General features: G+C 71.8%; 22 protein-coding genes and 1 pseudogene. 9 read left to right on the forward strand and 14 right to left on the reverse strand.

What is annotated here, in order from left to right; translation table 11 throughout:
- Window positions 1–62 precede the first annotated feature (62 nt).
- Window positions 63–1,052, reverse strand: coding sequence for a catalase family peroxidase (locus AC3WLN_RS19070; RefSeq protein WP_492483884.1), 990 nt, complete (start codon window positions 1,050–1,052; stop codon window positions 63–65).
- Between the two features lie 77 nt (window positions 1,053–1,129).
- Entirely contained in the window at window positions 1,130–1,993 is an 864-nt protein-coding gene (locus AC3WLN_RS19075) for an outer membrane protein (RefSeq protein WP_492483919.1), read from the reverse strand.
- A gap of 473 nt (window positions 1,994–2,466) precedes the next feature.
- Here AC3WLN_RS19075 and AC3WLN_RS19080 point away from each other — a divergent pair, with 473 nt between their 5' ends.
- Window positions 2,467–3,219, forward strand: coding sequence for a bacteriorhodopsin (locus AC3WLN_RS19080; protein WP_492483886.1), 753 nt, complete (start codon window positions 2,467–2,469; stop codon window positions 3,217–3,219).
- 5 nt (window positions 3,220–3,224) lie between these two features.
- Window positions 3,225–4,199, forward strand: coding sequence for a Brp/Blh family beta-carotene 15,15'-dioxygenase (locus tag AC3WLN_RS19085; protein ID WP_492483888.1), 975 nt, complete (start codon window positions 3,225–3,227; stop codon window positions 4,197–4,199).
- Here AC3WLN_RS19085 and queC read toward each other — a convergent pair.
- The 3 genes from queC to queE form a co-directional block, all read right to left on the reverse strand.
- Window positions 4,154–4,873: a 7-cyano-7-deazaguanine synthase QueC gene (gene queC, locus AC3WLN_RS19090; RefSeq protein ID WP_492483890.1), complete on the reverse strand. Its 720-nt coding sequence runs from the start codon at window positions 4,871–4,873 to the stop codon at window positions 4,154–4,156. The two genes, AC3WLN_RS19085 and queC, sit on opposite strands and share 46 nt — an antisense overlap.
- An 11-nt stretch (window positions 4,874–4,884) precedes the next feature.
- Window positions 4,885–5,250, reverse strand: a complete 366-nt coding sequence (queD, locus tag AC3WLN_RS19095) for a 6-carboxytetrahydropterin synthase QueD (protein ID WP_056466423.1) — start codon at window positions 5,248–5,250, stop codon at window positions 4,885–4,887.
- A 438-nt stretch (window positions 5,251–5,688) separates the two neighbouring features.
- Window positions 5,689–6,321 carry a 7-carboxy-7-deazaguanine synthase gene (gene queE / locus AC3WLN_RS19100; protein WP_492483893.1) on the reverse strand — a complete coding sequence of 211 codons (633 nt, stop codon included), beginning with the start codon at window positions 6,319–6,321 and terminating at the stop codon, window positions 5,689–5,691.
- Window positions 6,322–6,704: 383 nt separating this feature from the next.
- Between queE and AC3WLN_RS19105 the strand changes: the two genes are divergently transcribed.
- The 3 genes from AC3WLN_RS19105 to AC3WLN_RS19115 all read left to right on the forward strand — a co-directional run bounded on the left by AC3WLN_RS19105 (window position 6,705) and on the right by AC3WLN_RS19115 (window position 10,698).
- Window positions 6,705–8,219: a D-alanyl-D-alanine carboxypeptidase family protein gene (locus AC3WLN_RS19105; protein WP_492483895.1), complete on the forward strand. Its 1,515-nt coding sequence runs from the start codon at window positions 6,705–6,707 to the stop codon at window positions 8,217–8,219.
- A gap of 296 nt (window positions 8,220–8,515) precedes the next feature.
- Entirely contained in the window at window positions 8,516–9,637 is a 1,122-nt protein-coding gene (locus tag AC3WLN_RS19110; protein WP_492483897.1) for a CobW family GTP-binding protein, read from the forward strand.
- Between the two features lie 113 nt (window positions 9,638–9,750).
- Entirely contained in the window at window positions 9,751–10,698 is a 948-nt protein-coding gene (locus AC3WLN_RS19115; RefSeq protein ID WP_492483899.1) for a hypothetical protein, read from the forward strand.
- A gap of 16 nt (window positions 10,699–10,714) precedes the next feature.
- On the opposite strand, the gene AC3WLN_RS19120 is transcribed toward AC3WLN_RS19115, so the two are convergent.
- The 5 genes from AC3WLN_RS19120 to AC3WLN_RS19140 all read right to left on the reverse strand — a co-directional run bounded on the left by AC3WLN_RS19120 (window position 10,715) and on the right by AC3WLN_RS19140 (window position 14,745).
- The gene (locus AC3WLN_RS19120; RefSeq protein WP_463770941.1) at window positions 10,715–11,038 is read right to left on the reverse strand and encodes an HPr family phosphocarrier protein; all 324 of its coding nucleotides are present in this window, start codon (window positions 11,036–11,038) and stop codon (window positions 10,715–10,717) included.
- A gap of 107 nt (window positions 11,039–11,145) precedes the next feature.
- A complete protein-coding gene (locus tag AC3WLN_RS19125; RefSeq protein WP_492483901.1) occupies window positions 11,146–11,547 on the reverse strand; it encodes a PTS sugar transporter subunit IIA in 402 nt (133 codons plus the stop codon).
- Window positions 11,548–11,672: 125 nt separating this feature from the next.
- The gene (locus AC3WLN_RS19130; protein ID WP_492483903.1) at window positions 11,673–12,194 is read right to left on the reverse strand and encodes an HPr kinase/phosphorylase; all 522 of its coding nucleotides are present in this window, start codon (window positions 12,192–12,194) and stop codon (window positions 11,673–11,675) included.
- Between the two features lie 19 nt (window positions 12,195–12,213).
- On the reverse strand, window positions 12,214–13,938 hold the full coding sequence (locus AC3WLN_RS19135; RefSeq protein ID WP_492483921.1) for a stimulus-sensing domain-containing protein: 1,725 nt from the start codon (window positions 13,936–13,938) through the stop codon (window positions 12,214–12,216).
- A gap of 96 nt (window positions 13,939–14,034) precedes the next feature.
- Window positions 14,035–14,745 (reverse strand): response regulator transcription factor, encoded by a 711-nt coding sequence (locus tag AC3WLN_RS19140; RefSeq protein WP_055947774.1) that lies wholly within the window; start codon window positions 14,743–14,745, stop codon window positions 14,035–14,037.
- 341 nt (window positions 14,746–15,086) lie between these two features.
- Between AC3WLN_RS19140 and AC3WLN_RS19145 the strand changes: the two genes are divergently transcribed.
- From AC3WLN_RS19145 to AC3WLN_RS19160, 4 genes are all read left to right on the forward strand, one after another.
- Window positions 15,087–15,878: a HugZ family pyridoxamine 5'-phosphate oxidase gene (locus AC3WLN_RS19145; protein ID WP_492483905.1), complete on the forward strand. Its 792-nt coding sequence runs from the start codon at window positions 15,087–15,089 to the stop codon at window positions 15,876–15,878.
- Window positions 15,879–16,068: 190 nt separating this feature from the next.
- Window positions 16,069–17,874 carry a translation elongation factor 4 gene (gene lepA, locus AC3WLN_RS19150; RefSeq protein ID WP_492483907.1) on the forward strand — a complete coding sequence of 602 codons (1,806 nt, stop codon included), beginning with the start codon at window positions 16,069–16,071 and terminating at the stop codon, window positions 17,872–17,874.
- A 16-nt stretch (window positions 17,875–17,890) separates the two neighbouring features.
- On the forward strand, window positions 17,891–18,745 hold the full coding sequence (locus AC3WLN_RS19155) for a glycosyltransferase family 2 protein (protein ID WP_492483909.1): 855 nt from the start codon (window positions 17,891–17,893) through the stop codon (window positions 18,743–18,745).
- A 186-nt stretch (window positions 18,746–18,931) separates the two neighbouring features.
- Entirely contained in the window at window positions 18,932–19,603 is a 672-nt protein-coding gene (locus tag AC3WLN_RS19160; protein ID WP_492483911.1) for a L,D-transpeptidase, read from the forward strand.
- Window positions 19,604–19,617: 14 nt separating this feature from the next.
- Here the strand turns inward: AC3WLN_RS19160 and AC3WLN_RS19165 are convergent, their stop codons facing one another.
- From AC3WLN_RS19165 to AC3WLN_RS19180, 4 genes and pseudogenes are all read right to left on the reverse strand, one after another.
- Window positions 19,618–20,673 (reverse strand): diguanylate cyclase domain-containing protein, encoded by a 1,056-nt coding sequence (locus tag AC3WLN_RS19165; protein WP_492483913.1) that lies wholly within the window; start codon window positions 20,671–20,673, stop codon window positions 19,618–19,620.
- Window positions 20,674–20,980: 307 nt separating this feature from the next.
- Window positions 20,981–21,412: a hypothetical protein gene (locus tag AC3WLN_RS19170; protein WP_492483915.1), complete on the reverse strand. Its 432-nt coding sequence runs from the start codon at window positions 21,410–21,412 to the stop codon at window positions 20,981–20,983.
- A gap of 147 nt (window positions 21,413–21,559) precedes the next feature.
- Window positions 21,560–21,946, reverse strand: a complete 387-nt coding sequence (locus AC3WLN_RS19175) for a hypothetical protein (protein WP_492483917.1) — start codon at window positions 21,944–21,946, stop codon at window positions 21,560–21,562.
- Window positions 21,947–22,012: 66 nt separating this feature from the next.
- A pseudogene (locus tag AC3WLN_RS19180) lies at window positions 22,013–22,488 on the reverse strand (methylmalonyl-CoA mutase); the annotation flags it as partial.

The following is a 22,488-nucleotide window of genomic DNA, read 5'->3' on the forward strand; positions in this document are numbered from 1 at the left end:
CCCCCCCCGGGGCCGGCCGGTCCGCCTTCGCGGCCCGGCCCCTTGCTTCGGTTCGCCGGCGTTCAGTTCGCGCGGCGCGAGAGCGAGATCGCGTAGGCCGGCGAGCGGATGGCGAACATCGGGTCGTCGGCCGGTCCGGCGACGCCCTCGGGAAGGTCGGCGACCGGGTCGAAGGTGGCCGCGTCGCAGGTCGCGGCCGGCTCGAGGGCGGCGATCGCCAGGGTGCCGAGCTTCACCGACTTCCGGTTCTCCTCCGGCCAGAGGACGGTGGGATCGTGGGTCGGGTCGCCGGCCTCGCCGAGGATCGCCACGAGGTCGAACGTGGCCGGTCCCTGCGCCAGCCGCTCCTTCAGCTCATCGGCGTAGAAGGCGTCGGGCTTGGCCTTGGCCTCGTCGTCCGTGAGGCCGAGCTGGCCCGCCGTCGCCACCGTCTTCAGCTTGGCCACCGTGGCTTGTCCCTTGGCATCGGTGAGCGTGTAGGCGTGGACGCCCCAGTAATCGACGCCAGCATAGCTCGCCGGCACCGGGCGCGCGTTGAGCCAGGCGGCCTGCCGGGTCGTCTCGGGGTTGGCCGCGCCGAATGCCTTGATCTTCTCGGCATCGGGCTTCCCGTCCGGTCCCGGTGCCCGCACGGTGGCGAAATCGAGCAGCTGCTGCGGGGTCCTGGTGCCGAAGACCGGGGCCGAGATGAAGACGAACACCATGTCGCCGGTCGGGTGGTTGATCCGCATGGAGAAACCGCGCGTCACCGGCTTGGCCTTGTCGGAGACCTTCGGGTTGCTGCCGCCCATGGAGAAGCGGGCCGTCACCGGCAGGGGCTTCTCGGGGGCATCCTTGAAATGGGGCGCCTTGGACAGGCCTTGCGCTTCGACCGAGGGCGTGAAGTGGCCCTTGACGCAGACGCCCTTGGCGCCGCTTCCCCGCACGTTCGGCTGGTTGCCGCCGGCCTTGAACAGCGCGTCCACGATCGCCTGGGTTTCGGGCTCGGCCTTCGCGGGCGTGCCCCAGGCGAGGCCGGCGGCGCAGCCGAGGATCAGGAGGTTCGGTCTCATCACGGCATCAGCCTCGGGCGGGGGGGCGATCTGGGAGGTGGCGGAGCCGGCGCCCGGGGGCGCCGGCCGACCGGGGCCTAGTAGCTGCCGAACTTGTAGTTCAGGCCGGCGCGGACGATGTTGCCTTCCGTCGTAAAGCGGCTGGTGTAGGAGCCGTTGACGGGCGCTGCGCCCGTGAAGTTGACCAGCACGTTGCGCGAGCCGAGGTCGTAATGGAGGTACTCGACCTTCATCGTCACGGCGCTCGACTTGAAGAAGTTGAAGAAGCTGTCGGTCGGGAGGGCGTATTCGATGCCACCACCGTAGGTGTAGCCGGTCTCGATGCCGCTGAAGGTCCCGGCATAGGCCAACGGACGGGCGGCCGCGTTGCCGAAGAATTGAGCGTCGTAGCTCACGCTGCCGTAGGCGAAGCCGCCTGTTCCGTAGACCAGGAAACGGTCGAAGGCATAACCGACACGGCCCCGGACGGTACCGAGGAAGTCGAGGCTCTGACGGAAGGTCGAGGGATCGTTGAGGGCGCTCAGGTAAGAGCGGGTGCGGGACAAATCGGTGTAGGCCGCATCCGCCTCCAGGCCGATCACGATGCCCGAGCCGGGCGTCAGCTGGAAGTTGTACCCGACCTGACCGCCGCCCGTGAAGCCCTCCTGCTCCGAGCGGATCGCCGGGGTCCGGCGAAGGGTCGCCACGTTGCCCACGGTGTTGGTGTTGAAGGGCGCGACGACCGCTGCGGCGCCGGGGCCATTGTTGCCGACCGTGCGGATGGTCTGGTCGTCGGAAAAGGCGTAGCCGGCATTGATGCCGAAATAGGCGCCGGTCCAGGTGAAGACCGGAATCGGCGTGAAGACCGGCGGGGGAGCCTGGCGGCGCGGCAGGTCGGCGGCCGTGGCGGCGCCGGTGAGCAGCGCGGCGGCAGCGCCGGCGAGGAGCAGCGTCTTGAGCATCGGGGTGGCCTTCGGGTTCGGAGCGTTCGGGACGACGCTCGACATGCCGCTCCATCGCCCGCGTTGCCTAGATCCGACCGCGGCGAGACTGTCGATTTCCGAGCCGATTGACCGATTTCGCGAGTTTCCGTGCTCTGAAGGCAACAGAAAATCCAGTCTAAGGGATAGTTATAAACTTCGCGTGAGGCGGGATTAAAACGAAAACTTCGGTTTTATTGCGATTTTGCGGTGGGGTCTGCGCTTCATTACCGTGCGGCGATGCCGCCGCAACACCGGACCCGACCCGTCCACTGTGGGGCCGGCCGTGCCTGCAACCGCCGCGCGAATCCTTGTCTCCGCCCCAGGCTCGACGGGGCGGGGCGGTCTCACCCGACTGTGACCGACGGTCCTCGAAACATTCCGCGGTGCAGCGGATTGGCCCGGCGTGCCGCCACGTTCGAGGCATGCCTTTCATCCCTGATCACGAGATAACGATGACGCCTCAATTCTGGCTCTGGCTCGGCTTCGCCGGCATGGCGGCGGGGGCCGCCGCGATCCTGTTCCTCGGCAAGCGGCGGACGGCCGCCGAGGAGGCGGATGGCATCATCCACGGGATCGTGCCGATCATCGCCGCCTGCTCCTACTTCGCCATGGCCACGGGGCAGGGGAGCATCGTCCTGCCCGCCGGCCCCGATGCGGCCGACGCCGCGCGGCAGTTCTACTTCGCCCGCTACCTCGACTGGACCTTCACCACGCCGCTGCTACTCGTCGGCCTCGCCCGCACGGCGATGCATTCGGGCCTGCGCCGGCCGGCCGTCGTCTGGGGCCTCGTCGGGTCCGACCTGATCATGATCGTCACCGCCCTGGCCTTCGGCCTGTCGACGGTCGCCTGGATCAAGTGGACCTGGTTCGCCATCTCCTGCGGCGCGTTCCTGGCCGTGTTCTACGGGATCTTCGTGCAGCTGCGCGAGGAGAACGCCGCGGAGCGGGCCGACGTGCGCGCCGCCTTCCTGCGCAACGCCGTGTTCCTCTCGGTGGTCTGGTGCGCCTATCCGGTGGTGCTCCTGGTCGGGCAGGACGGCCTCGGCATCCTGTCCCCGGCCGCGGCCCTGGCCGTGGTGGCAATCCTCGATCTGACCGCGAAGGTGGTCTATGGCGTGATGGCGACCCTGGAGACCACGCGGGCCGTCGACCGCGACCTCGCCGAGGGCAGGGGTACGCCGACGCCGCTGCGCCGGGCGGCCTGACCCGGATGGCGGCTCGCGCGTCCCTTCCGGATCTCGCGGTCCCTGCGCGGGCGAGCCGCCGACGTCGCGCGCCGGCGTGGCGCCTGCCTCTGGCGGGCGCCGCCCTGGCCCTCGCCCTGGCGGCCTCCGCGGCCCTGCCGCGCGAGGCCTCCTGGCTCGTCGCCCTCGCGGTGGTGATCGGGCTCGGCGTGCCCCACGGCGCCCTGGACGGCGCCGTCGCCGCGCCCCTGCTGCGCCCGCGCTGCGGGCGGGCCTGGTTCGGCGTCTTCGCGCTGCCCTATCTCGGCCTGTCCGCCCTGGTGCTGCTCGCCTGGCAGGTCGCCCCGCTCGCGACCCTGGCGGGCTTCCTCGCCCTGTCGGTCCTGCATTTCGGCGCGGAGGATGCCGGCCCGGGCCGGCCGCTCGAGGCCCTGGTGCGCGGCGGCCTGCCGGTCGCCCTGCCGGCCCTGCTGCGGCCGGAGGAGACCGCCGGACTGTTCGCGGCCGTCACGCGGGTGCCGATGCCCGAGCTTCCCGGCTGGTGGATCGCCGCCGCCTGGCTCTGGCTCGCGCTCGCCGCCGTCTGGCTGCCCGCGCGCCGACGCCCGGGGGCCGTGCCGATCGAGATGGCCGCCCTGGCCGTGGCCTTCTGGCTGCTGCCGCCGCTGACCGCCTTCACCCTGTACTTCGTCGGCCTGCACGCCCCCCGGCACATGCGCGCCCTGGTGCGCGACCCGGTCCGGGCGCCCGGCATCGACACCATGGCCAAGGCCGTGCGCGCGTCGCTGCCGGTGTTCGGGCTGACGCTCCTGCTCGGCGCGGCCCTCTGGCCGCTCTACGCGGCCGGCACGGACGATTCCGCCGCCACCCTGCTGTGCCTGACCCTGCGGATGCTCTCGGCCCTGACGGTGCCGCACGTCCTCCTCGACCGGATCGCGGGCCGCTGGCCGGCGGCTCAGGCGACCGGGGTCGCCACGGCCTCGGCCACGAACCGGGCATAGCCCTTGGCGCGCAGGTCGCAGGCCGGGCATTGGCCGCAGCCGTGGCCCCAGGCATGGCGTTCGCCGCGGGTGCCGAGGTAGCAGGTGTGGCTGTCCTCGACGACGAGGTCGACCAGGGCCCGGCCGCCGAGGTCTTCGGCCAGCCGCCAGGTCTCGGCCTTGTCGATCCACATCAGCGGCGTGTGCAGCACGAAGCGGCGGTCCATCCCGAGGTTGAGCGCCACCTGCAGGGCCTTGATGGTGTCGTCCCGGCAATCCGGATACCCGGAATAATCGGTCTCGCACATGCCGCCGACGAGGTGGGTCAGGGACCGGCGATAGGCCAAAGCCGCCGCGAAGGTCAGGAACAGGAGGTTGCGGCCCGGCACGAAGGTGTTGGGTAGGCCCCCCGCCGCGAAGGCGATGGCGGTGTCGCGGGTGAGCGCCGTGTCGGAGACCTGGCCGAGCGCGTCGAGGGCCAGGGTGTGGTCCTCTCCGAGCCGCGCCGCCCATTGGGGTTTCAGGGCCGCGAGGCCCCGGCGCAGGGTGTCCCGGCAGTCGAGCTCGATCCGGTGGCGCTGGCCGTAGTCGAAGCCCAGCGTCTCGACCCGCTCGAAGCGCTCCAGCGCCCAGGCGAGGCAGGTGGTGGAATCCTGCCCGCCTGAGAACAGGACCAGGGCGCCGCCGCCGCTCATCGCCGGGTCCCTCATCGCAGCGCCTCGCCCTCGTACTCCGCCCAGGACATCGGCGTCTCGTAGACCTTCACCGAGGACAGGGCCGGCAGTGCCGCCTTGGTGCGCTCCCAGATCCAGGCGGCGATGTGCTCGGCGGTGGGGTTCTCCAGCCCCTCGATCTCGTTGAGGCAGTAATGGTCGAGGCGGGCCAGCACCGGCGCGAAGGCGTGCTCCACGTCGAAGAAATCCACCACCCAGCCGGTGGCCGGGTCGACGGCGCCCGAGAGGGTGAGCTCGACCCGGTAGGAATGCCCGTGCATCCGGTGGCAGCGATGGGTCTCGGGCACGTTCGGCAGGCGGTGGGCCGCCTCGAAGGTGAAGGCTTGGGTGATCTTCATGACGGTCAACCTAGTGGCACGGCCGGGCAAGGATGGGGTGGACGCGACGCGGCTGGGACGCTCGGTCGCGATGTGCGGTTATGGAGGACGGCGGGCGGATGAGCGGAGGAAAGCTGGCGCGCATCGCCCCTCCGACGTCTATCAGCAGGGCGATCCCATGGGCCGATCGGGTCGCGGAAATCCACGTGCAGCACCGAGTCATCCCGGGGCCGCGCAGCGGAGCCCGGGATCCAGAAACGCCGCTGATGCGAGGACTTGCACCGTCGGCGGCTCCGGATTGCACGCCTCCGGCGCGCCCCTGCGGGGCCGGGCTCGCCGGCGGCGCCCCGGAATGACGTCGGGCCACCAGATAAAGACGCCTCGCCTTCCAGAGGAGAGACACGGCCGCGATCGGCCCGACCGCTGGCGTTGCCCGATCCCCATCTGCGCGCGCCCCGATCATGGAATCCCGATGATCTTGTGCGTCTGGAGCGAGAGGCGCCAGCGCGCGTCGCGCCGGCAATACTCCACCGCCGCGGCCGTGTGGGCGAGCCGGTCCGGCCCGTCCATGGGCTGGAGCCAGTGGTGGCGGAAGTCGAGATCGGCGAAGGCCTCCGGGGCGGTCTCGGCCTGCGGGAAGACGAGCTTCAATTCGTGGCCGCTGCGCTGGACGATCGGGTTGCCGGCCTTCGGGCTGACGCAGATCCAGTCGATCCCGGCCGGGGCCGCCAGGGTGCCGTTGGTCTCCACCGCGATCTCGAAGCCGGCTGCGTGGACGGCCGCGATCAGGGCGTCGTCGAGCTGGAGCAGCGGCTCGCCGCCGGTGAAGACGACGTAGCGGTGGCGCGGCCCGCCGGCCCAGGTCTTCGCGATGGCGTCGGCCAGGTCCTGCGCCCTGGCGAAGCGCCCGCCGCCCTCGCCGTCCATCCCGACGAAATCGGTGTCGCAGAACCGGCAGGCCGCGTCGGCGCGGTCCTCCTCGCGGCCGGACCAGAGATTGCAGCCGGAAAACCGGCAGAACACCGCCGCCCGGCCCGCCTGCGCGCCCTCGCCCTGCAGGGTGTGGAACAGTTCCTTGACCGCGTAAGCCATCACGTCCTCGGCGCCCGCCCCGGCGAACCGTCCGGGCGGGTGCAGTTCTTCTCCAGACGATCGTGTCTCCTCGAAACGATCGTGCCGCGGGGCGGCCCCTGCGCACATAGGGGGTCCGGACCGCCGGCACCACGGGGCCGGGGCGGCGGTCACCCCTGCGGGCGGGCGGGGTATACCATGAAATCGCCCCGCTTCTCGCATCCGCGAAGAACTCTGCCATGCTCCTGCCACGGAGCGCGGCTTTGTGGAGACCGTGTCACGATCCGGCGAGACGCGCTTGCCGCCGCTTCCGGAGGAATGGCATGCGAGCTTGGCCGTTGACCGGCTTCCCGCCAGGGGCGATCATCGATCGGGCCGGGGCGTTCCTTCTTGAGACAGGCCTGATGTCGAACGGATTGTTGAGGCGCCTGGTCGTCGGTCTCGCGGTGGCGGCGGGCCTGCTCGGCGCGGGCTCGGCGAGCGCCGCCACCGCACCGATCCTCGTGGTCGATGTCGATTCCGGCAAGGTGATCTACGGGCAGGCGGCCACCGATCCGTGGTTCCCGGCCTCCATCACCAAGCTGATGACCACCTACGTCGCCCTGGACCTCGTGCGGCAGGGCAAGCTCTCCCTCGATTCGCTGATCACCATCTCGCCGGCGGCCGCCGCCGAGCCGCCCTCGAAGATGGGCTTCCGCCCGGGCACCAAGCTCACCCTCGACAACGCCCTGAAGATCATCATGGTCAAGTCGGCCAACGACGTGGCCTGGGCGATCGGCGAGAATCTCGGCGGCTCCGTCGAGGGCTTCGCCCAGATGATGAACGAGACCGCGCAGCGCATCGGCATGCGCGAGAGCCGCTGGACCAACCCGAACGGCCTGCCCGATGCCCGGCAATGGACCTCGGCCCGCGACATGGCGGTCCTCGGCCGCGCCCTGATCCGCGACTTCCCCGAGAGCCGCGGCCTGTTCTCGATCAGCGCGATCCAGTTCGGCCGCTCGGTGATGGCCAACCACAACGGGCTGCTCGGCCGCTACGCCGGCGCCGACGGCATGAAGACCGGCTTCATCTGCTCGGGCGGCTTCAACGTCGTGGCCACCGCGACCCGGAACGGGCGCCGCATCCTCACCGTGGTGATGGGCCAGCCCAGCGCCCGCGAGCGCGACCTCAAGGCCTCCGACCTGTTCGATTACGGCTTCAGCCAGTCCCCCGGCTGGGGGGCGCAGACCCTGGACGCCCTGCCGGCCTCCGGCCTCTCGGAGCCGCCGGACATGCGGCCCTACATCTGCGACCGCAAGAAGCCGATGCCGGTGGACGAGGGCCAGGGCGCCATCACGGCGAGCGCCGGGGCCGCCGGCGCCAGCGCCGACAACGCCAACGCGCAGCTGATGGCCGCCGCCGCCCCGCCCTCCGCGGCGCTGGCCTTCGCCACCATGAACAGCGCCGCCCTGCGCAGCCGCGCCCTGCCGCCGCGCGCGCCGCTGCAGCCGATCCTGGTCTGGATCGGCCGCGATCCGGCCGAGGGCGCCATCGCCCTTAACGAGCAGGAAGAGGCCGAGAAAGCGGAGAAGGCCGCCAAGATCGCCGAGGCGCGCAAGGCCAAGCTCGAGGCGGTCGCGGCCAAGCGCGAGGCCGCCCGGCAGGCCAAGGCGGTTGCCCCCGCCCCGAAGGCCGCCGCCAAGGCGACGGGCAAGCCCGAGCCGAAGAAGGCCCTCGCCCGCGGCAAGGCCGGCGTTCCGGCCACGGCCAGCGCCTACGCCCCCGCCGAATCGACCCCCGTGATGGAGGGCGCCCCGAAGCTCAAGGTCGGCGCCGTCAAGAAGCCGGCGGCGAAGACCGCCCCGAAGGCCGAGCACAAGCCCGCCGGGGCCGCCGCGAAGGCGACCAAAGCGGCCAGCAAGGCCCAGGCGGACGAGTAGGACGGTTTCCAGACCGTCCCCTTCATTCAGCACACCGTCATTCCGGGGCCGCGCAGCGGAGCCCGGAATCCAGACACGCCGAGAGTGCAGGACGATCCACCGTCGGCGGTTCTGGATTCCGGGCTCGCCTGCGGCGCCCCGGAATGACGGTGTGCGGTACACCGGGCGCTCCGCGAGGCAGCCCTGCTCAGCCCGACGTACCTCCCCACCGACGCCAACCCCACACACGTGTGTTCTGTAACATTATAACACCTGCGAGGATTGAGCGCCGCCGCCCGGAGGGCTAGGTCAGGGGGATGACCGACCTGTCCAAGCCTGATCCCCGCGCGCCCGAGCCGATCCCGCTCACCGTCCTCACCGGCTTCCTCGGGGCCGGCAAGACGACGCTGCTGAACCGGATGCTGCGCGATCCGGCGCTCGCCGACACCGTGGTCATCGTCAACGAGTTCGGCGAGATCGGCCTGGACCACCTCCTGATCGAGCGGATCGACGAGGACATGGTCCTGCTCGGGGCCGGCTGCCTGTGCTGCACCGTGCGGGGCGACCTGATCGCCACCCTGGAGGACCTGCTGCGCAAGCGCGACAACGGCCGCATCCAGCCCTTCCGCCGGGTGGTGATCGAGACCACGGGCCTCGCCGACCCCGCCCCGATCCTGCACGCGCTGATCTACCACCCCTATCTGGTGATCCGGTATCGGCTCCAGGGCGTGGTCACCGTGGTCGACGCGGTCAACGGCGCCGCCACCCTCGACGCCCATGCGGAGGCCGTGCGCCAGGTGGCGGTGGCCGACCAGATCGTGGTCACGAAGCGGGATCTGGCCGAGGATGACGGCCGCGCCCTGGCGGCGCGCCTGCGGGCCCTGAACCCCGCCGCGCCCTTGCGCGAGGCCGCTGTCGCCCCCGCCGATCTCCTCGGCGGCCTGTTCGGCCTGGAGGGCAAGAGCGCCGACGTGCGCGCTTGGCTCGGCGAAGAGGCCGAGCGCGAGGCCCATCACGATCACCACCATGCGCACCACCACGGCCACCACCATCACGACGTGAACCGGCACGACGCCTCGATCCGGGCCTTCAGCCTGACGAGCGACGCGCCCGTGCCCCGCGCCACCTTCGAGATGTTCCTCGATCTGCTGCGCTCCGCCCACGGCCCGAACCTGCTGCGCCTGAAGGGACTCGTCGCCCTGGCCGAGGCGCCGGACCGGCCGCTGGTGGTGCACGGGGTCCAGCACGTCATCCACGCGCCCGTGCATCTCGACGCCTGGCCGGATGCCGACCACCGCTCGCGCCTCGTGCTGATCCTGCGCGACCTCGACCCGGCCTTCGTCGCCCGGCTCTGGGACGCCTTCCTGGGACGGCCGCGCGTCGACGGGCCTGACGCGGCGGCGCTCACGGACAATCCCCTTGCCATCCCGGGCGGCTGAGCCGCGCTGGCGTCCGGAAACGGGCGGCCCCGATCTTGAAATCCGAGGACCGACAGGCGCCTGCGGGCGCTCCCTTGTCCCGGAATGGGACGCCGGCGGGATCGGATCGAGACATGAGACAGCGCTTCACGGTGATCGAGGGCGGCGCGGCGGCACGGGCTCCGGCGACGGACCTCCCGGCGGCCGAGGCTCTGCGCACCGCGGACCTGCCCGCCTCCCCGGTCGCATCCCTTGTCCCTTGCCCGCTCTCTCGCCCGATCTCCGAGGCCGCCGCCTGGCGCGTCGACCTGCGCCGGGCGGCGGCGGTGAGCGAGGGCGAGATCGCGGCCTGGCGCGCGCTCCTCGTGCGCGCCGGGGTGGCGGACCCGGTGCTCTCCGATCCCGACTACCTGCTCTCGGCGGCCCAGCATCAGGCGGGCGGGCGCGACCTCGTCTTCGCCCTGGCCTGGGCGACCGGCGCCGGCCCCGACCGGCTCGCGGCCGTCCTGCCGCTCGCTCTGCCGCACACCCTCTGGGGCCAGGAGCGGATCGGCCTGTGGCAGCCCTACGGCACCGCGCTGGCGCCCACGATCGCGCCCGGCGCCGTCGAGCCCGTGCGCGCGGCCGTGGCCGAGCGCCTGCGCGCCCTGCGCCCCCGTGCCGTGCTGGTGCTGGAGGCACCGGCCGAGCCGGCCGCGCGGGCGGCCGCGGCGCCGCTCCGGGCGGTGACGCGCCGCGCCGGCATTCCGGCCCAGAACCTCGTCGGCGTGCGGCCGGGCCCGGCGCCGTCCCGGGTGGAGCGGATCGGCGAACCCGGCCGGGTCCGCGACGCGGTGGAGGAATTCCTGCTCCTCGACGCCGCGGTCTCGGCCGCGCCCATCATCGGCGATCCGTCGGAGGCGGCCCTGGTGCGGGTGGTGACGCGGCTCTTCGCGCAGCGCCGGCAGGTCACCGTGGCGCTGACGCGGCGGGAGGGCGCGATCGTCGCCGCCGCGATCATCCTCGGGCACGGGGCGCAGGCCGTCACCTGGCGTCAGGTCGCCGGCGAGGCCGCGCTGGAGCGGATCGGGCGCTCCGCCTGAGGGCGCGGGGGCCGCGCTACTCGTCCTCGCCGAACTTGTTGGCGAGGAGGTCGGTGATCGCCGTCATGCAGGCCTCGGCATCGTCGCCCGAGGCGACCACCGCGATCGAGGTGCCCTGCGCGGCGCCGAGGGTGAGCAGTCCCATGATCGAGCGCCCGCCCACGGTCTCGCCGGACCGGGTCACGGTGACGGCGGCATCGAAGCGCTCGACGGTCTGAACGAACTTGGCCGAGGCCCGGGCGTGCAGGCCGCGCCGGTTGATGATCGGAAGCACCTGGATCAGGCCGCCCTCGGGCACCGGCGGCAGGCTGTCCTCGGTCTCGTCGTCGTCGTAGCTCATGGGCGTTGGCCGTCCCCTCGCTGGCGCTGCGCGCCGCATCGGCGGGTCCGCCGCTCACGCGCGCGGCCCGAGAGTGCCTGTAAGCCGTGGAGGCGGGGGAAGAAAGCCTATTTGCCGGCCAGCACGCGCGAGGCGACGTTGATGTATTTCCGGCCCGCTTCCTGGGCGTGCAGGACGGCGTCGCCGAGGGGCTCGGCATCGCGCACGCTGGCGAGCTTGATCAGCATCGGCAGGTTGATGCCGGCGACGACCTCGACCTCGCCGCCGTTCATGCAGGAGAGGGCGAGGTTCGAGGGCGTGCCGCCGAACATGTCCGTGAGCACGACGACGCCCTTGCCCGTATTCACGCGGCTGACCGCGTTCATGATGTCGAGCCGGCGCAGCTCCATATCGTCCTCGGGACCGATGGTGATGGTCTCGATCTGCTTCTGCGGCCCGACGACGTGTTCAAGGGCAGCCTTGAACTCGGTCGCCAACAGGCCGTGGGTGACGAGCACCATTCCAATCATCGACGCGGGTTCCAACGCCTTGTGAGCGGAGCCGCCATTTTGTGCAGCGCAAGGTCGAGCGCAAGGTGAATGCGGCGTTTTGTGTGCTCGAACGTCATGATCATGCCACGGTGGTGGCCCCCGCGCTACGGTCTCGGCAGTGGCGGCAGGCGCAAGACCGGGCGGTGCGTCCCGGACGCCACGCCGTGGCACTCCGCCAGGGCGTCGAGCACGAGGCGGGGCGCGAGCCCGGAGCGCAGCAGGGCCGCGTCGAGGCGCAGGGCCGGCAGGTCGAGCCCGAGCAGGGCCGTGCGGGCGAGGGGTCCGTCCGGCAGGCGCGGTGCGTCGGCCACGAGGTCGACCACGAGGCGGACCGGCACCGCCGGCAGGAATTCGACGACTGCGAGCAGGCCGAGGCCGCGCACCTCGATCCGGTCGCCCAGATCCGGGTTGGCCTGGGCGATCAGGGTGCCGTCCACGCGGCCGAGCCGGACCCGGTCGTCGGCCACGAGGCTCGCGGGCCGGCCCATCAGCGAGGCCCGGTCGAGGAGGAGGAGCGCCAGGGTCGACTTGCCGGCGCCCGAGGGGCCGCGAATCAGGAGCCCCGCCTCGCCCAGCGCGATGCAGGTGGCGTGCACCGAATCGGTGCGGCTCGCGGGATCGCCCATGGCGCGGCCGGTCCCCGGCTCAGCGGGTCGCCGCCGGCAGGCGCACGATGAAGCGGGCGCCGCGCACCGTCGGCTCGCCGTCCTCGTCCGCCGGCCCGGGGCGGTTCTCGGCCCGGATGGTGCCGCGATGGGCCTGGACGATCTGGCGCGAGATCGAGAGGCCGAGGCCCGAATTCTGGCCGAAGCCCTGCTCCGGGCGGTCGGTGTAGAAGCGCTCGAAGATCCGCTCCAGGGCGTGCTCGGGGATGCCGGGGCCCTCGTCCTCGACGATGAGCTCGACGTCGCCGCGCACGCGCCGCAGGGCCACCCGGACCTTGGCGTCGGGGGGCGAGAACGAGCGGGCGTTGTCGAGGAGGTTGTTGACCACCTGGCCCAGCCGGCTGTCGTGCCCGAAGATCGTGAAGGGCGCGTCCATCTCGCCGGCGGGCGCGTCCACGTCGAACTGGATCGGGGCGTCCTTCGGGCGCCGGCGCTCGTTGGCCACCGAGACCACGGTGGTCATCAGCTTGCGCATGTCGACCCGGCGGGCCTCGGCCCGGGCGAGCTCGGCATCGAGGCGCGAGGCGTCGGAGATGTCCGAGATCAGCCGGTCGAGGCGCTTCACGTCGTGCTGGATGATGGCCAGCAGGCGCCCGCGCGAATCGTCGGATTTGGCCAGCGGCAGGGTCTCGACGGCGCTGCGCAGGGAGGTCAGCGGGTTCTTCAGCTCGTGGCTGACATCGGCCGCGAAGCTCTCGATGGCGTCGATCCGCCGGTAGAGCGCCTGGGTCATGTCGCGCAGGGCCCCCGAGAGGTGGCCGATCTCGTCCGTGCGCGCGGTGAAGTCGGGGATCTCCTCGCGGGACTTGATGCCCAGCCGCACCTTCTCGGCTGCGTCCGCGAGGCGCCGCACCGGCCCGGCGATGGCGCCCGCGAGCAGGATCGAGAGGACGAGCATCACGGCGGCCGCGATCAGGAAGACCTGGAGCAGGCCGAAGCGCTCCGAGGCGATCACGCGGTCGATGTCGCCCCCTTGCGTCGACAGCATCAGGGCGCCGCGCACGGAATTGGCGCGCTGGATCGGCACCGCCACGGAGACGATGGTCTCGCCGGCCGGGTTGCGCCGGACGATCGTGCCGCGGGCGCCCCCGAGGGCCACCTGCACCTCCTTGAGGCCGTGGCCGCTGGCCGGGCCGACATCCTCGGTGACGCCGGGGGCGGCGCCGTCGCCGCCGGGCCTCGCCCCGAACTGCGCCTGGACGGTCTCCCAGGCCTTCTCCAGCCAGGTGCGCTTGCGCGGCCGCACGTCGGGGTCGCTGCGGCTCATCTCGCCCCGGGCCGAGAGGGTGCGGGTGTCGAACAGGAGGCCGCCCTCCTGGTCGTAGACCCGGGCGCGGTTGCCGGTGGGGGTGATCAGCCGGCGCAGCAGCGGGGCGACGCGCTCGGGGTTCAGGGAGAAAGTGAGGGGGGAGGAGGGCTCCTCGGCCTCGCCGGCCTGGAGCTGGAGCAGCTTGTCCGGGTCGATCCGGATCGCGTCGGTCTCGACCGAGGCCGAGGAGGCGATGGCCCCGGCGATGATCTCGCCCTGGATCAGCAGGCTCTGCACCCGGGCCTGGATCAGCCCCTGGCGGAACTGGTTCAGGTAGAGGAAGCCGAACAGCAGGGCGATGAGCCCGACGAGGTTGAGCACGACGATGCGCCGCGTCAGGCTCGACGAGGCCCGCTGACCGATCCCGTTCCAGATCTGGCGCGGCCAGCCCAGCATGCCGCGCGACGGGATTTCGGCTTGGTCTGTGGTGGCCACGGGCGTCCGGTGGTGAGGAAACGGCGTTGCGGGGAGGGGGCGCCTGAGGGGCGGGCCTCAGCTCTCCTTGAAGCGGTAGCCGACGCCGTAGAGCGTCTCGATCATGTCGAAGCTCGTGTCGGTCACCTTGAACTTCTTGCGCAGGCGCTTGATGTGGCTGTCGATGGTCCGGTCGTCGACGTAGACCTGGTCGTCGTAGGCCGCATCCATCAGGGCGTTGCGGCTCTTCACGACGCCGGGCCGGTGCGCCAGGGCCTGCAGGATCAGGAACTCCGTCACCGTCAGGGTCACGGGCTCGCCCTTCCAGGTGCAGGTGTGGCGCTCGGGGTCCATCATCAGGAGCCCGCGCTCCAGGGAGCGGGCGGCGGCATCGGCCTCGCGGGCGGCCGCACCCGGGCCGTCCTTGGGGGCGAAGCGCCGGAGCACGGCCTTCACGCGCTCGACCAGCAGGCGCTGCGAGAACGGCTTATGGATGAAGTCGTCGGCGCCCATCTTGAGGCCGAACAATTCGTCGATCTCCTCGTCCTTCGAGGTCAGGAAGATCACCGGAAGGTCGGATTTCTGCCGCAGACGCCTGAGAAGCTCCATCCCGTCCATGCGCGGCATCTTGATGTCGAAGATCGCGAGGTCCGGCGGGGAATGCTTCAGGCCGTCCAGCGCCGAGGCGCCGTCGGTGTAGGTCTGGATGCGGTAGCCTTCGGTCTCGAGGGCGATCGAGACGGAGGTGAGGATGTTTCGGTCGTCGTCCACGAGGGCGATGGTCGGCATGCGCGTGTCCTGTTGCTCGGATGCGGCTCGGCGGACGTCTGATGGCGCCAGCCCCTCCGCATCCCACCCCGTCCCCCGTCGCGGACGGCGGGCAGGGATCGGCAAAAACGCGGTGGCGACCGTGCCGGGGAGGCGGGCCGCGTTCGCGCGGAGAGTCAGGCTGTGTAAAGGCTATGTGCTGAAAAAGCGAGCGACCTCGGTCGTTTGTTCGTTTGCGGCTTGACTGATGCCAACGGGCCGCAGTCCGGCGCCCTCGTGCGGAGCCCGAAACCCTGGCTATGATCGCCCGGCTGAACGCGGCCTGAGCGCCGGTTCGCGGGCGTCGAATCGAGGGGTGATCCATGGCCGAGGGCGAGACCAAGACGGGGGGCGAGCGGCGCGGGCCGGCGGTGCCGCTGCCGGCGGCGGAGGCGCCGTTCGACGCGATCGGGCTGGCCCGCCACCTCCTGCGCACGATCCGCTCGGGGGCCCTCGCCACCCTGGACCCGGAGGACGGCACGCCCTTCGCCTCCCTGGTGACCCTCGCCACGGATGTCGACGGCACGCCCCTGATGCTGCTCTCGCGCCTCTCGGCGCACACCCGCAACCTGCTGGCCGACCCGCGCGCCTCGCTGCTGTTCAGCGCCGGCGGCAAGGGCGACCCGCTCGCCCATCCGCGCCTGACCGTGACGGGGCGGGTGACCCAGACGGCCGAGCCGCGGGCCCGCGCCCGCTTCGTCGCCCGCCACCCGAAATCCAAGCTCTACGCCGACTTCCCCGATTTCGGCTTCTTCGCCCTCACACCCGCGGCCGGGCATCTCAACGGGGGCTTCGCCAAGGCCGCCGTGCTCACCGCCGACGAGCTGCGCCTCGATCTCGCGGGCGCCGAGGGGCTGGTGGCCGGCGAGGCCGGCGCCGTCGAGCACATGAACGCCGACCACGCCGACGCGCTGGCGCTCTACGCGGTGGCGGCCGGGGCCGAGCCGGGCCCCTGGCGCCTCACCGGCCTCGACCCGGAGGGCCTGGACCTCCTCACCGGCGACCGGACCGCGCGGGTGCTCTACCCCGAGCCGGTCCGGGAGATGGGCGCCCTGCGCAAGGTACTGGTGACGATGGCCGCGCAGGCGCGGGCGGGGGATGCCCCCGAATCCTGACGCGAGATCCTGACGCGAGGCCTCACGGGTTCCCGGGCCCCGGACCGGCGCCGTCGCCCTTCCCGCCCCGCGCTTGGCGCGAGGGGCGGGCGCTGCTATCTGCGGGCGATCAGTTTCCCTCACCCATGAGACCGTGCGCCGGGTTCGTCTGCCAGACGGCGGGCCGCGCGCGCCGGAGATCGCATCCTCGATGACAACGACCCCCATCGACAACATCCGCAACTTCTCCATCGTCGCGCATATCGACCACGGCAAGTCGACGCTCGCCGACCGGCTGATTCAGACCACCGGCACGGTGGCCCTGCGCGACATGAGCGAGCAGATGCTCGACTCGATGGACATCGAGAAGGAGCGCGGCATCACCATCAAGGCGCAGACGGTGCGGCTCGAATACAGGGCCGAGGACGGCAAGGACTACGTCCTCAACCTGATGGACACGCCCGGCCACGTCGATTTCGCCTACGAGGTGTCGCGCTCGCTCGCCGCCTGCGAGGGCTCGCTGCTGGTGGTCGACGCCTCCCAGGGCGTCGAGGCGCAGACGCTCGCCAACGTCTACCAGGCGCTCGACGCCAACCACGAGATCGTCCCCGTCCTCAACAAGATCGACCTGCCGGCGGCCGAGCCCGAGCGCATCCGCGCCCAGATCGAGGAGGTGATCGGCATCGACGCCTCCGAGGCGGTGGCGATCTCGGCGAAAAGCGGGCTCAACATCGAGGCGGTGCTGGAGGCCATCGTGACGCGCCTGCCGCCGCCCAAGGGCGACCGCGACGCGCCCCTGAAGGCGCTCCTCGTCGACAGCTGGTACGACGTCTATCTCGGCGTCGTCGTGCTGGTGCGCATCGTCGACGGCGTGCTCAAGAAGGGCATGAACATCCGCATGATGCGGGCCGATGCCGTGCACGGCGTCGACAAGATCGGCGTGTTCCGGCCGAAGATGGCCGATATCGGCGAACTCGGGCCCGGCGAGGTCGGCTTCTTCACCGGCTCGATCAAGGAGGTGGCCGACACCCGCGTCGGCGACACGCTCACGGAGGACAAGCGCCCCTGCAAGGAGATGCTGCCGGGCTTCAAGGACGTGCAGTCGGTGGTGTTCTGCGGGCTCTTCCCGGTGGACGCGGCCGAATTCGAGACCCTGCGCAGCGCCATGAGCAAGCTCCGGCTCAACGACGCCTCGTTCTCCTACGAAATGGAGACCTCCGCGGCGCTCGGCTTCGGCTTCCGCTGCGGCTTCCTCGGGCTGCTCCACCTCGAGATCATCCAGGAGCGCCTGGAGCGCGAGTTCAACCTCGACCTGATCTCCACGGCGCCCTCCGTGGTCTACCGCCTGCAGATGACGGACGGGTCGATCAAGGAGCTGCACAACCCGGCCGACATGCCGGACGTGATGAAGATCACCGCCATCGAGGAGCCCTGGATCCGCGCCACCATCCTCACCCCCGACGAGTATCTCGGCGGCGTGCTCAAGCTGTGCCAGGACCGGCGCGGCACGCAGGTCGACCTGAACTACGTGGGCAAGCGCGCCATGGTGGTCTACGACCTGCCGCTGAACGAGGTGGTGTTCGACTTCTACGACCGCCTGAAGTCGATCTCGAAGGGCTACGCCTCGTTCGACTACCACATCTCGGACTACCGCGAGGGCGACCTCGTCAAGATGTCGATCCTCGTGAACGCCGAGCCGGTGGACGCCCTCTCGATGCTGGTCCACCGCACCCGCGCCGAGCATCGCGGCCGGGCCATGTGCGAGAAGCTGAAGGACCTGATCCCCCGCCACCTGTTCCAGATCCCGGTCCAGGCGGCGCTGGGCGGCAAGATCATCGCCCGCGAGACCATCAAGGCCCTGTCCAAGGACGTGACCGCCAAGTGCTACGGCGGCGACATCTCGCGCAAGCGCAAGCTCCTCGACAAGCAGAAGGAGGGCAAGAAGAAGATGCGCCAGTTCGGCAAGGTCGAGATCCCGCAGGAGGCCTTCATCGCCGCCCTGAAGATGGACGATTGAGCCGGGCCGCCCGACCGTGGACCGGAATCCGGACCAGACCGCGCCCATCCCGCTCACCGTCCTGATCCGGACGCTGAACGAGGCGGACCGCATCGAGGCGGCGATCCGCTCGGCGCTGCCGTTGCGCTGCGAGATCCTCGTCATCGACGCGGGCTCCACGGACGCCACCGTGGCCATCGCCGAGTCCCTCGGGGCGCGGGTGGTGGTCAATCCCTGGCCGGGATTCGGGCCGCAGCGGCGCTTCGGCGAGGACCTCTGCCGGCACGACCACGTCTTCAGCGTCGATGCCGACGAGATCCTGACGCCGGAGATCGTGCGCGAGATCCGGGCGATCTTCCGGGCGCCCAGGGTCCCGGCGCTGATGATCGTCCGCAAGGCGATGGTGCTGCCCCACCACGCCCGGCCCTCGCCCTGGGCCTTCTGCACCGAGAACATCTACCTCTACGACCGGCGCGTGGCGCGGACCACCGACAACCCGAACTGGGACAAGCTCGCGATCACCACGGACGAGAAGCCGGTGACGCTCCGGTCCGTGGTCTGGCACCACACCTTCCGCGACTGGAACCACGCCATCGCCAAGTCGAACTATGTGGGGCAGCTCGCCGCCGACACGCAGCCCATCGGCTCGCGCTTCGAGACCGGCCTGCGGCTGGTCTTCGAGTATCCCCTGAACTTCCTGAAGTTCTACATCCTGCGGCGCTTCTTCCTCGCGGGCCTCGACGGCTTCGTGATGGCGAGCGTGCTGGCCTATGGCCGCTTCATCCGGATCGCCAAGATGCACGAGGCGACCCGCGGCCAGCCCTCGACGGGACTGCCCTTCCTGCGCCGGGCCAAGCGCGCCGCCCCCGACACCCAGGCCGGGCCCGGCTGAGGCGCCGGCAGAGGCCGCCCGGCCATATCCGCGACGCAATCGGCCGGCTCCTGTTGGCGGGTGACGTCCGCCCTCGGCGCCCGGCTTGCCAGGCGCACCGGGGACCGGCACTGTCAGCTTGGCCATAGGGGCCGCGCGGGGGCGATCGGTCGGCCCGTCGCGCGGCGGGACGACGGGACGCCTGCGATGACGAGGGACACGAGGGACGTTGAGGCCGGCCTCCTGAGCCGCCGGTCCTTCCTGGTCGGCACGGGGGCCGGCCTTACCGCCTGGGGCCTCGCCGGCTGCGTCTCGTCCGACGGCGCGCTGCGCGCCGAGGCGGCCAGGATCTACGGCCCGATGCCGGAGGAGAAGTTCCCGATCCCGGCCACCGACATCAGCAAGCTCGATCCGAAATACTTCCGCCGCACGGTGCCGTATCCGACCCAGGAGGCCGCCGGCACGATCATCGTCGATCCGGCGAACTACTACGTCTACCGCGTCGAGGGCGACGGGACCGCGACCCGCTACGGCGCCAATGTCGGGCGCGACGGGTTCCGCTGGAGCGGCGACGCCTATGTCGGGCGCAAGTCCGAATGGGCCACCTGGACCCCGCCCAAGGAGATGATCAAGCGCCAGCCCGAGGCGGCCAAATACGCCCGCGGCATGCCCGGCGGCCTCGACAACCCCCTCGGCGCCCGCACCCTGCACCTCTACCAGAACGGCGCCTACACCCTCTACACGATCTACGCCTCGAGCGAGCCCGACACGATCGGCTCGGGCATCACCAGCGGCTGCGTCGGCCTGCTGAGCCAGGACATGATCCACCTCTATGCCCGCACGCCGGTGAAGACGAAGGTCGTCGTCCTGCCGGCCTGAGGGCAGGCGCCGCCTCAGCGCGGCAGGTCCATCCGCAGGGTACCGCGGCCGGCGGCCTTGGCGGCGTAGAGGGCGGTGTCGGCCCGCCCGAACAGGTCCCCGGGCGCCGCGCCCCCCGCCCGGGCGACGCCGACGGAGGCGCCCAGCCGGAAGTGGAGGCCGCGATGGTGGAAGGGCTCGCGCAGGGCCGCCACGATGCGCCGGCCGAGGCCTTCGCACAGGGCCGCGTCGGTCCCCGCTCCGAGCAGGACGGCGAACTCGTCGCCGCCGATCCGCGCCACGAGGTCGGCCCCGTGGCAGACCTCGCGCAGGCGCCGGGCCGCCTCCTGCAGGCAGGCATCGCCCACGGCGTGTCCGTGCGTGTCGTTGATCGCCTTGAAGCCGTCGAGGTCGACCAGCACCAGGGCGCCGGTCTCCGGCAGCTCCGCCAGCCGGCCCTCGAAGACCGACCGGTTGGCGAGGCCGGTCATGCCGTCGAAATCCGCGCGCTGGCGCATGCGCTCCGCCAGCAGGGTCTGCTCGGTGATGTCCTGCTTGAGGCCGAACAGGCGGACAGGCACGCCGTCCCGGGCCTCCACCGACGCGGTGATCCGGATCCAGCGCCGGCCGCCGCGCCGCCCGACGATCTCGGAATCGAGGGCGAAGGACGAGCCCCGGGCGATCGCCTCCGCCCGGACGGCGTCGAGGTGGCGGCGCGCCTCCGCGGTGTAGCAGGCGAGGGCGGCCGCGCGGCTCGGCACGCCGTCGCGCGGAAACTCGAAGAGGTCGTAGACGCCCGGGCTCCAGCGCAGGGCCCCGGTCGTCAGGTCGCACTGCCAGAGCCCGATCCGAGCCTCGGCCGAGGCCGCCTCGAACAGCCGCGTGTCGGCGGCGAGCGCATCGGCCTGACGCCGAAGCCGCGCGGCCTGCGCGGACAGCTCGGCGCGGAGCGCCAGGATCGTCGCGGTGTCCCGCCAGCGCTGTTCGACGGCGGCATCGACCGCCTGCGCGGCCAGCCGGAGGGCGGCGGAGGCCAGGCGCCCGCCGCGCGACAGCGGCAGCGGGTCGGCGGGATCACCGGAAGCGCTCAAGAATCGTGTCCCGTTCGAGCCGAGGCGCTCCCCCCGCATCGCACCGGGCTCACCATCCGCGTCTCTCCCGGCGCCGCGTCGTCCGCGCGCGTCCCACGATAGGGGAGGCCTGGTTAACGGATGTCACCCGCGGCGCCGAGACCGCGCACGATCGCGTGATCCGGCGCGAATCGCCTCGTCCGAGGCAGGGACGTCCGTCCGGCGGCCGGCCTCCTCCGCGGCAGGAGGGCCGGATACGCGCGGCGGGCAAGTCCTGCTCGGCGGGCCTGTCTCGCGCGGCGGGCATGTCTCGCTCGGCGGCTACGTCTTACTCGGCGGGCTTATCGGCGTCCTGCGCCTCGGCCTTGTCGGCCGGGGGCTCGGCGCTCGCCACGGCCTTGCGCTCCAGCATCGGCTGCAGGCGCTCGGCGAGCTGCTGCCCGAGATGGCGGGTATAGGCCTTCTCGAAGTAGCGGGTGCCGGTGCCGCGACCGAAGAGGCGGTCATGCGCCTGGATCATCGCGTCCACCTCGGGCCGGCACAGGAAGCCGGTGACGCCGGCGGCCTCGTACCAGCGGCCCGCGCGGGCGTGCCGGATCGCGGCCGGGTTCGCCATCACGGTCTCGGCGAAGCAGTCCGTCGCCGCCCGTTCGAGGGGCGTCATCACGGCGTGGGGATGGGTCGGGTTGCGCCCTGCCGCCTCCGCCGCGGCGGCCCATCCCAAGGTCGTCACCAACGCGCCGAACAGCAAAGCCTTCATCGTGGGAAGCCCCGTGCGAAATCGATCCCGATTCGACGCGAGTATTCACCAAGGATTCGGTCCGGAGAAGGGCGGAAGTCCGGCACCCCTGCGTCCGGCGACGATCGGCGCGCCGTTGTGGCGCGCCCATCACAGGCCGGCGGCGCGTCAGCCCCGGCGCTCGGCGTTCCAGCGCCCGCTGCAGGCGATCAGGCCGGTGGTGGTCCAGGTGCCGTTGCCGGTGCCCGTGCGGGCGAGGCGGCCGACCACGTCGGCGGCGTCGTTGCCCCGGGAGATCACCGCCCGCACCGCGCCGCTCTGCGAGACCCGCCCGTTGATGTTGAACTCGCCGCCGGCATAGCTCGCCTCGCCGCGCCGGATCTGCACGCCGTAGCGGTAGGCCCGGTCGCAGGGGCCGTCGAGGGTGACCACCTCGATGCTCCAGGTGCCGTCGTAGCGGTTGGGCACCTGGACCTTCTTCTTGGCGGCGTCCGCGACCCCGGCGGAGGCGGTCAGGAGGGCGAGGGTGGTCACCGCGAGGGCTGCGCGTCGCATGGCATTCCGTTCGTGTTTCGACTCGACTGGGCCGAGAACGGGCGTGGCCGCCCCTGGGTTGCGCGCCTAGGCGTTCGTCGCGTGCGCCAGCGCTCCCGTCAGCAGCGCCAGAACGTCGCCGCCGGCATGGAGATACCCGTCGATTCCGGCCGCCTTCAGGGGCTCGGCGAGGTCGCCCGCCTTGCCGGCGAGGTACAGGGTGGTGGCGCCGGCCGCCTTCAGGGCCCGGGCGGCCTCCACCGCGTGGCTGGCGTAGAGCGCGTCCGAGGAGCACAGGCAGGCGATGCGGGCGCCCGAGGCGCGGAACGCTTCCGCCAGGGCGGCCGGATCGGTGAAGCCCTCCTGGTTCACGGCCTCGAGGCCGCCGGCCGCGAAGGCGTTGGCGGCGAAGGTGGAGCGGGCGTTGAAGACCGCCACGGGCCCGAGATTGGCCAGGAACACCGTGGGGCGGCGGCCGCTCGCGGCCAGCGCCGCGTCGGAGGCGTCGCGCAGGGCCTCGTAGGGCTCGGCCAGGCGCAGGGAGGGCAGGGGCGGGGCGGTCA

The organism is Methylobacterium sp. FW306-05-D (assembly GCF_058782155.1).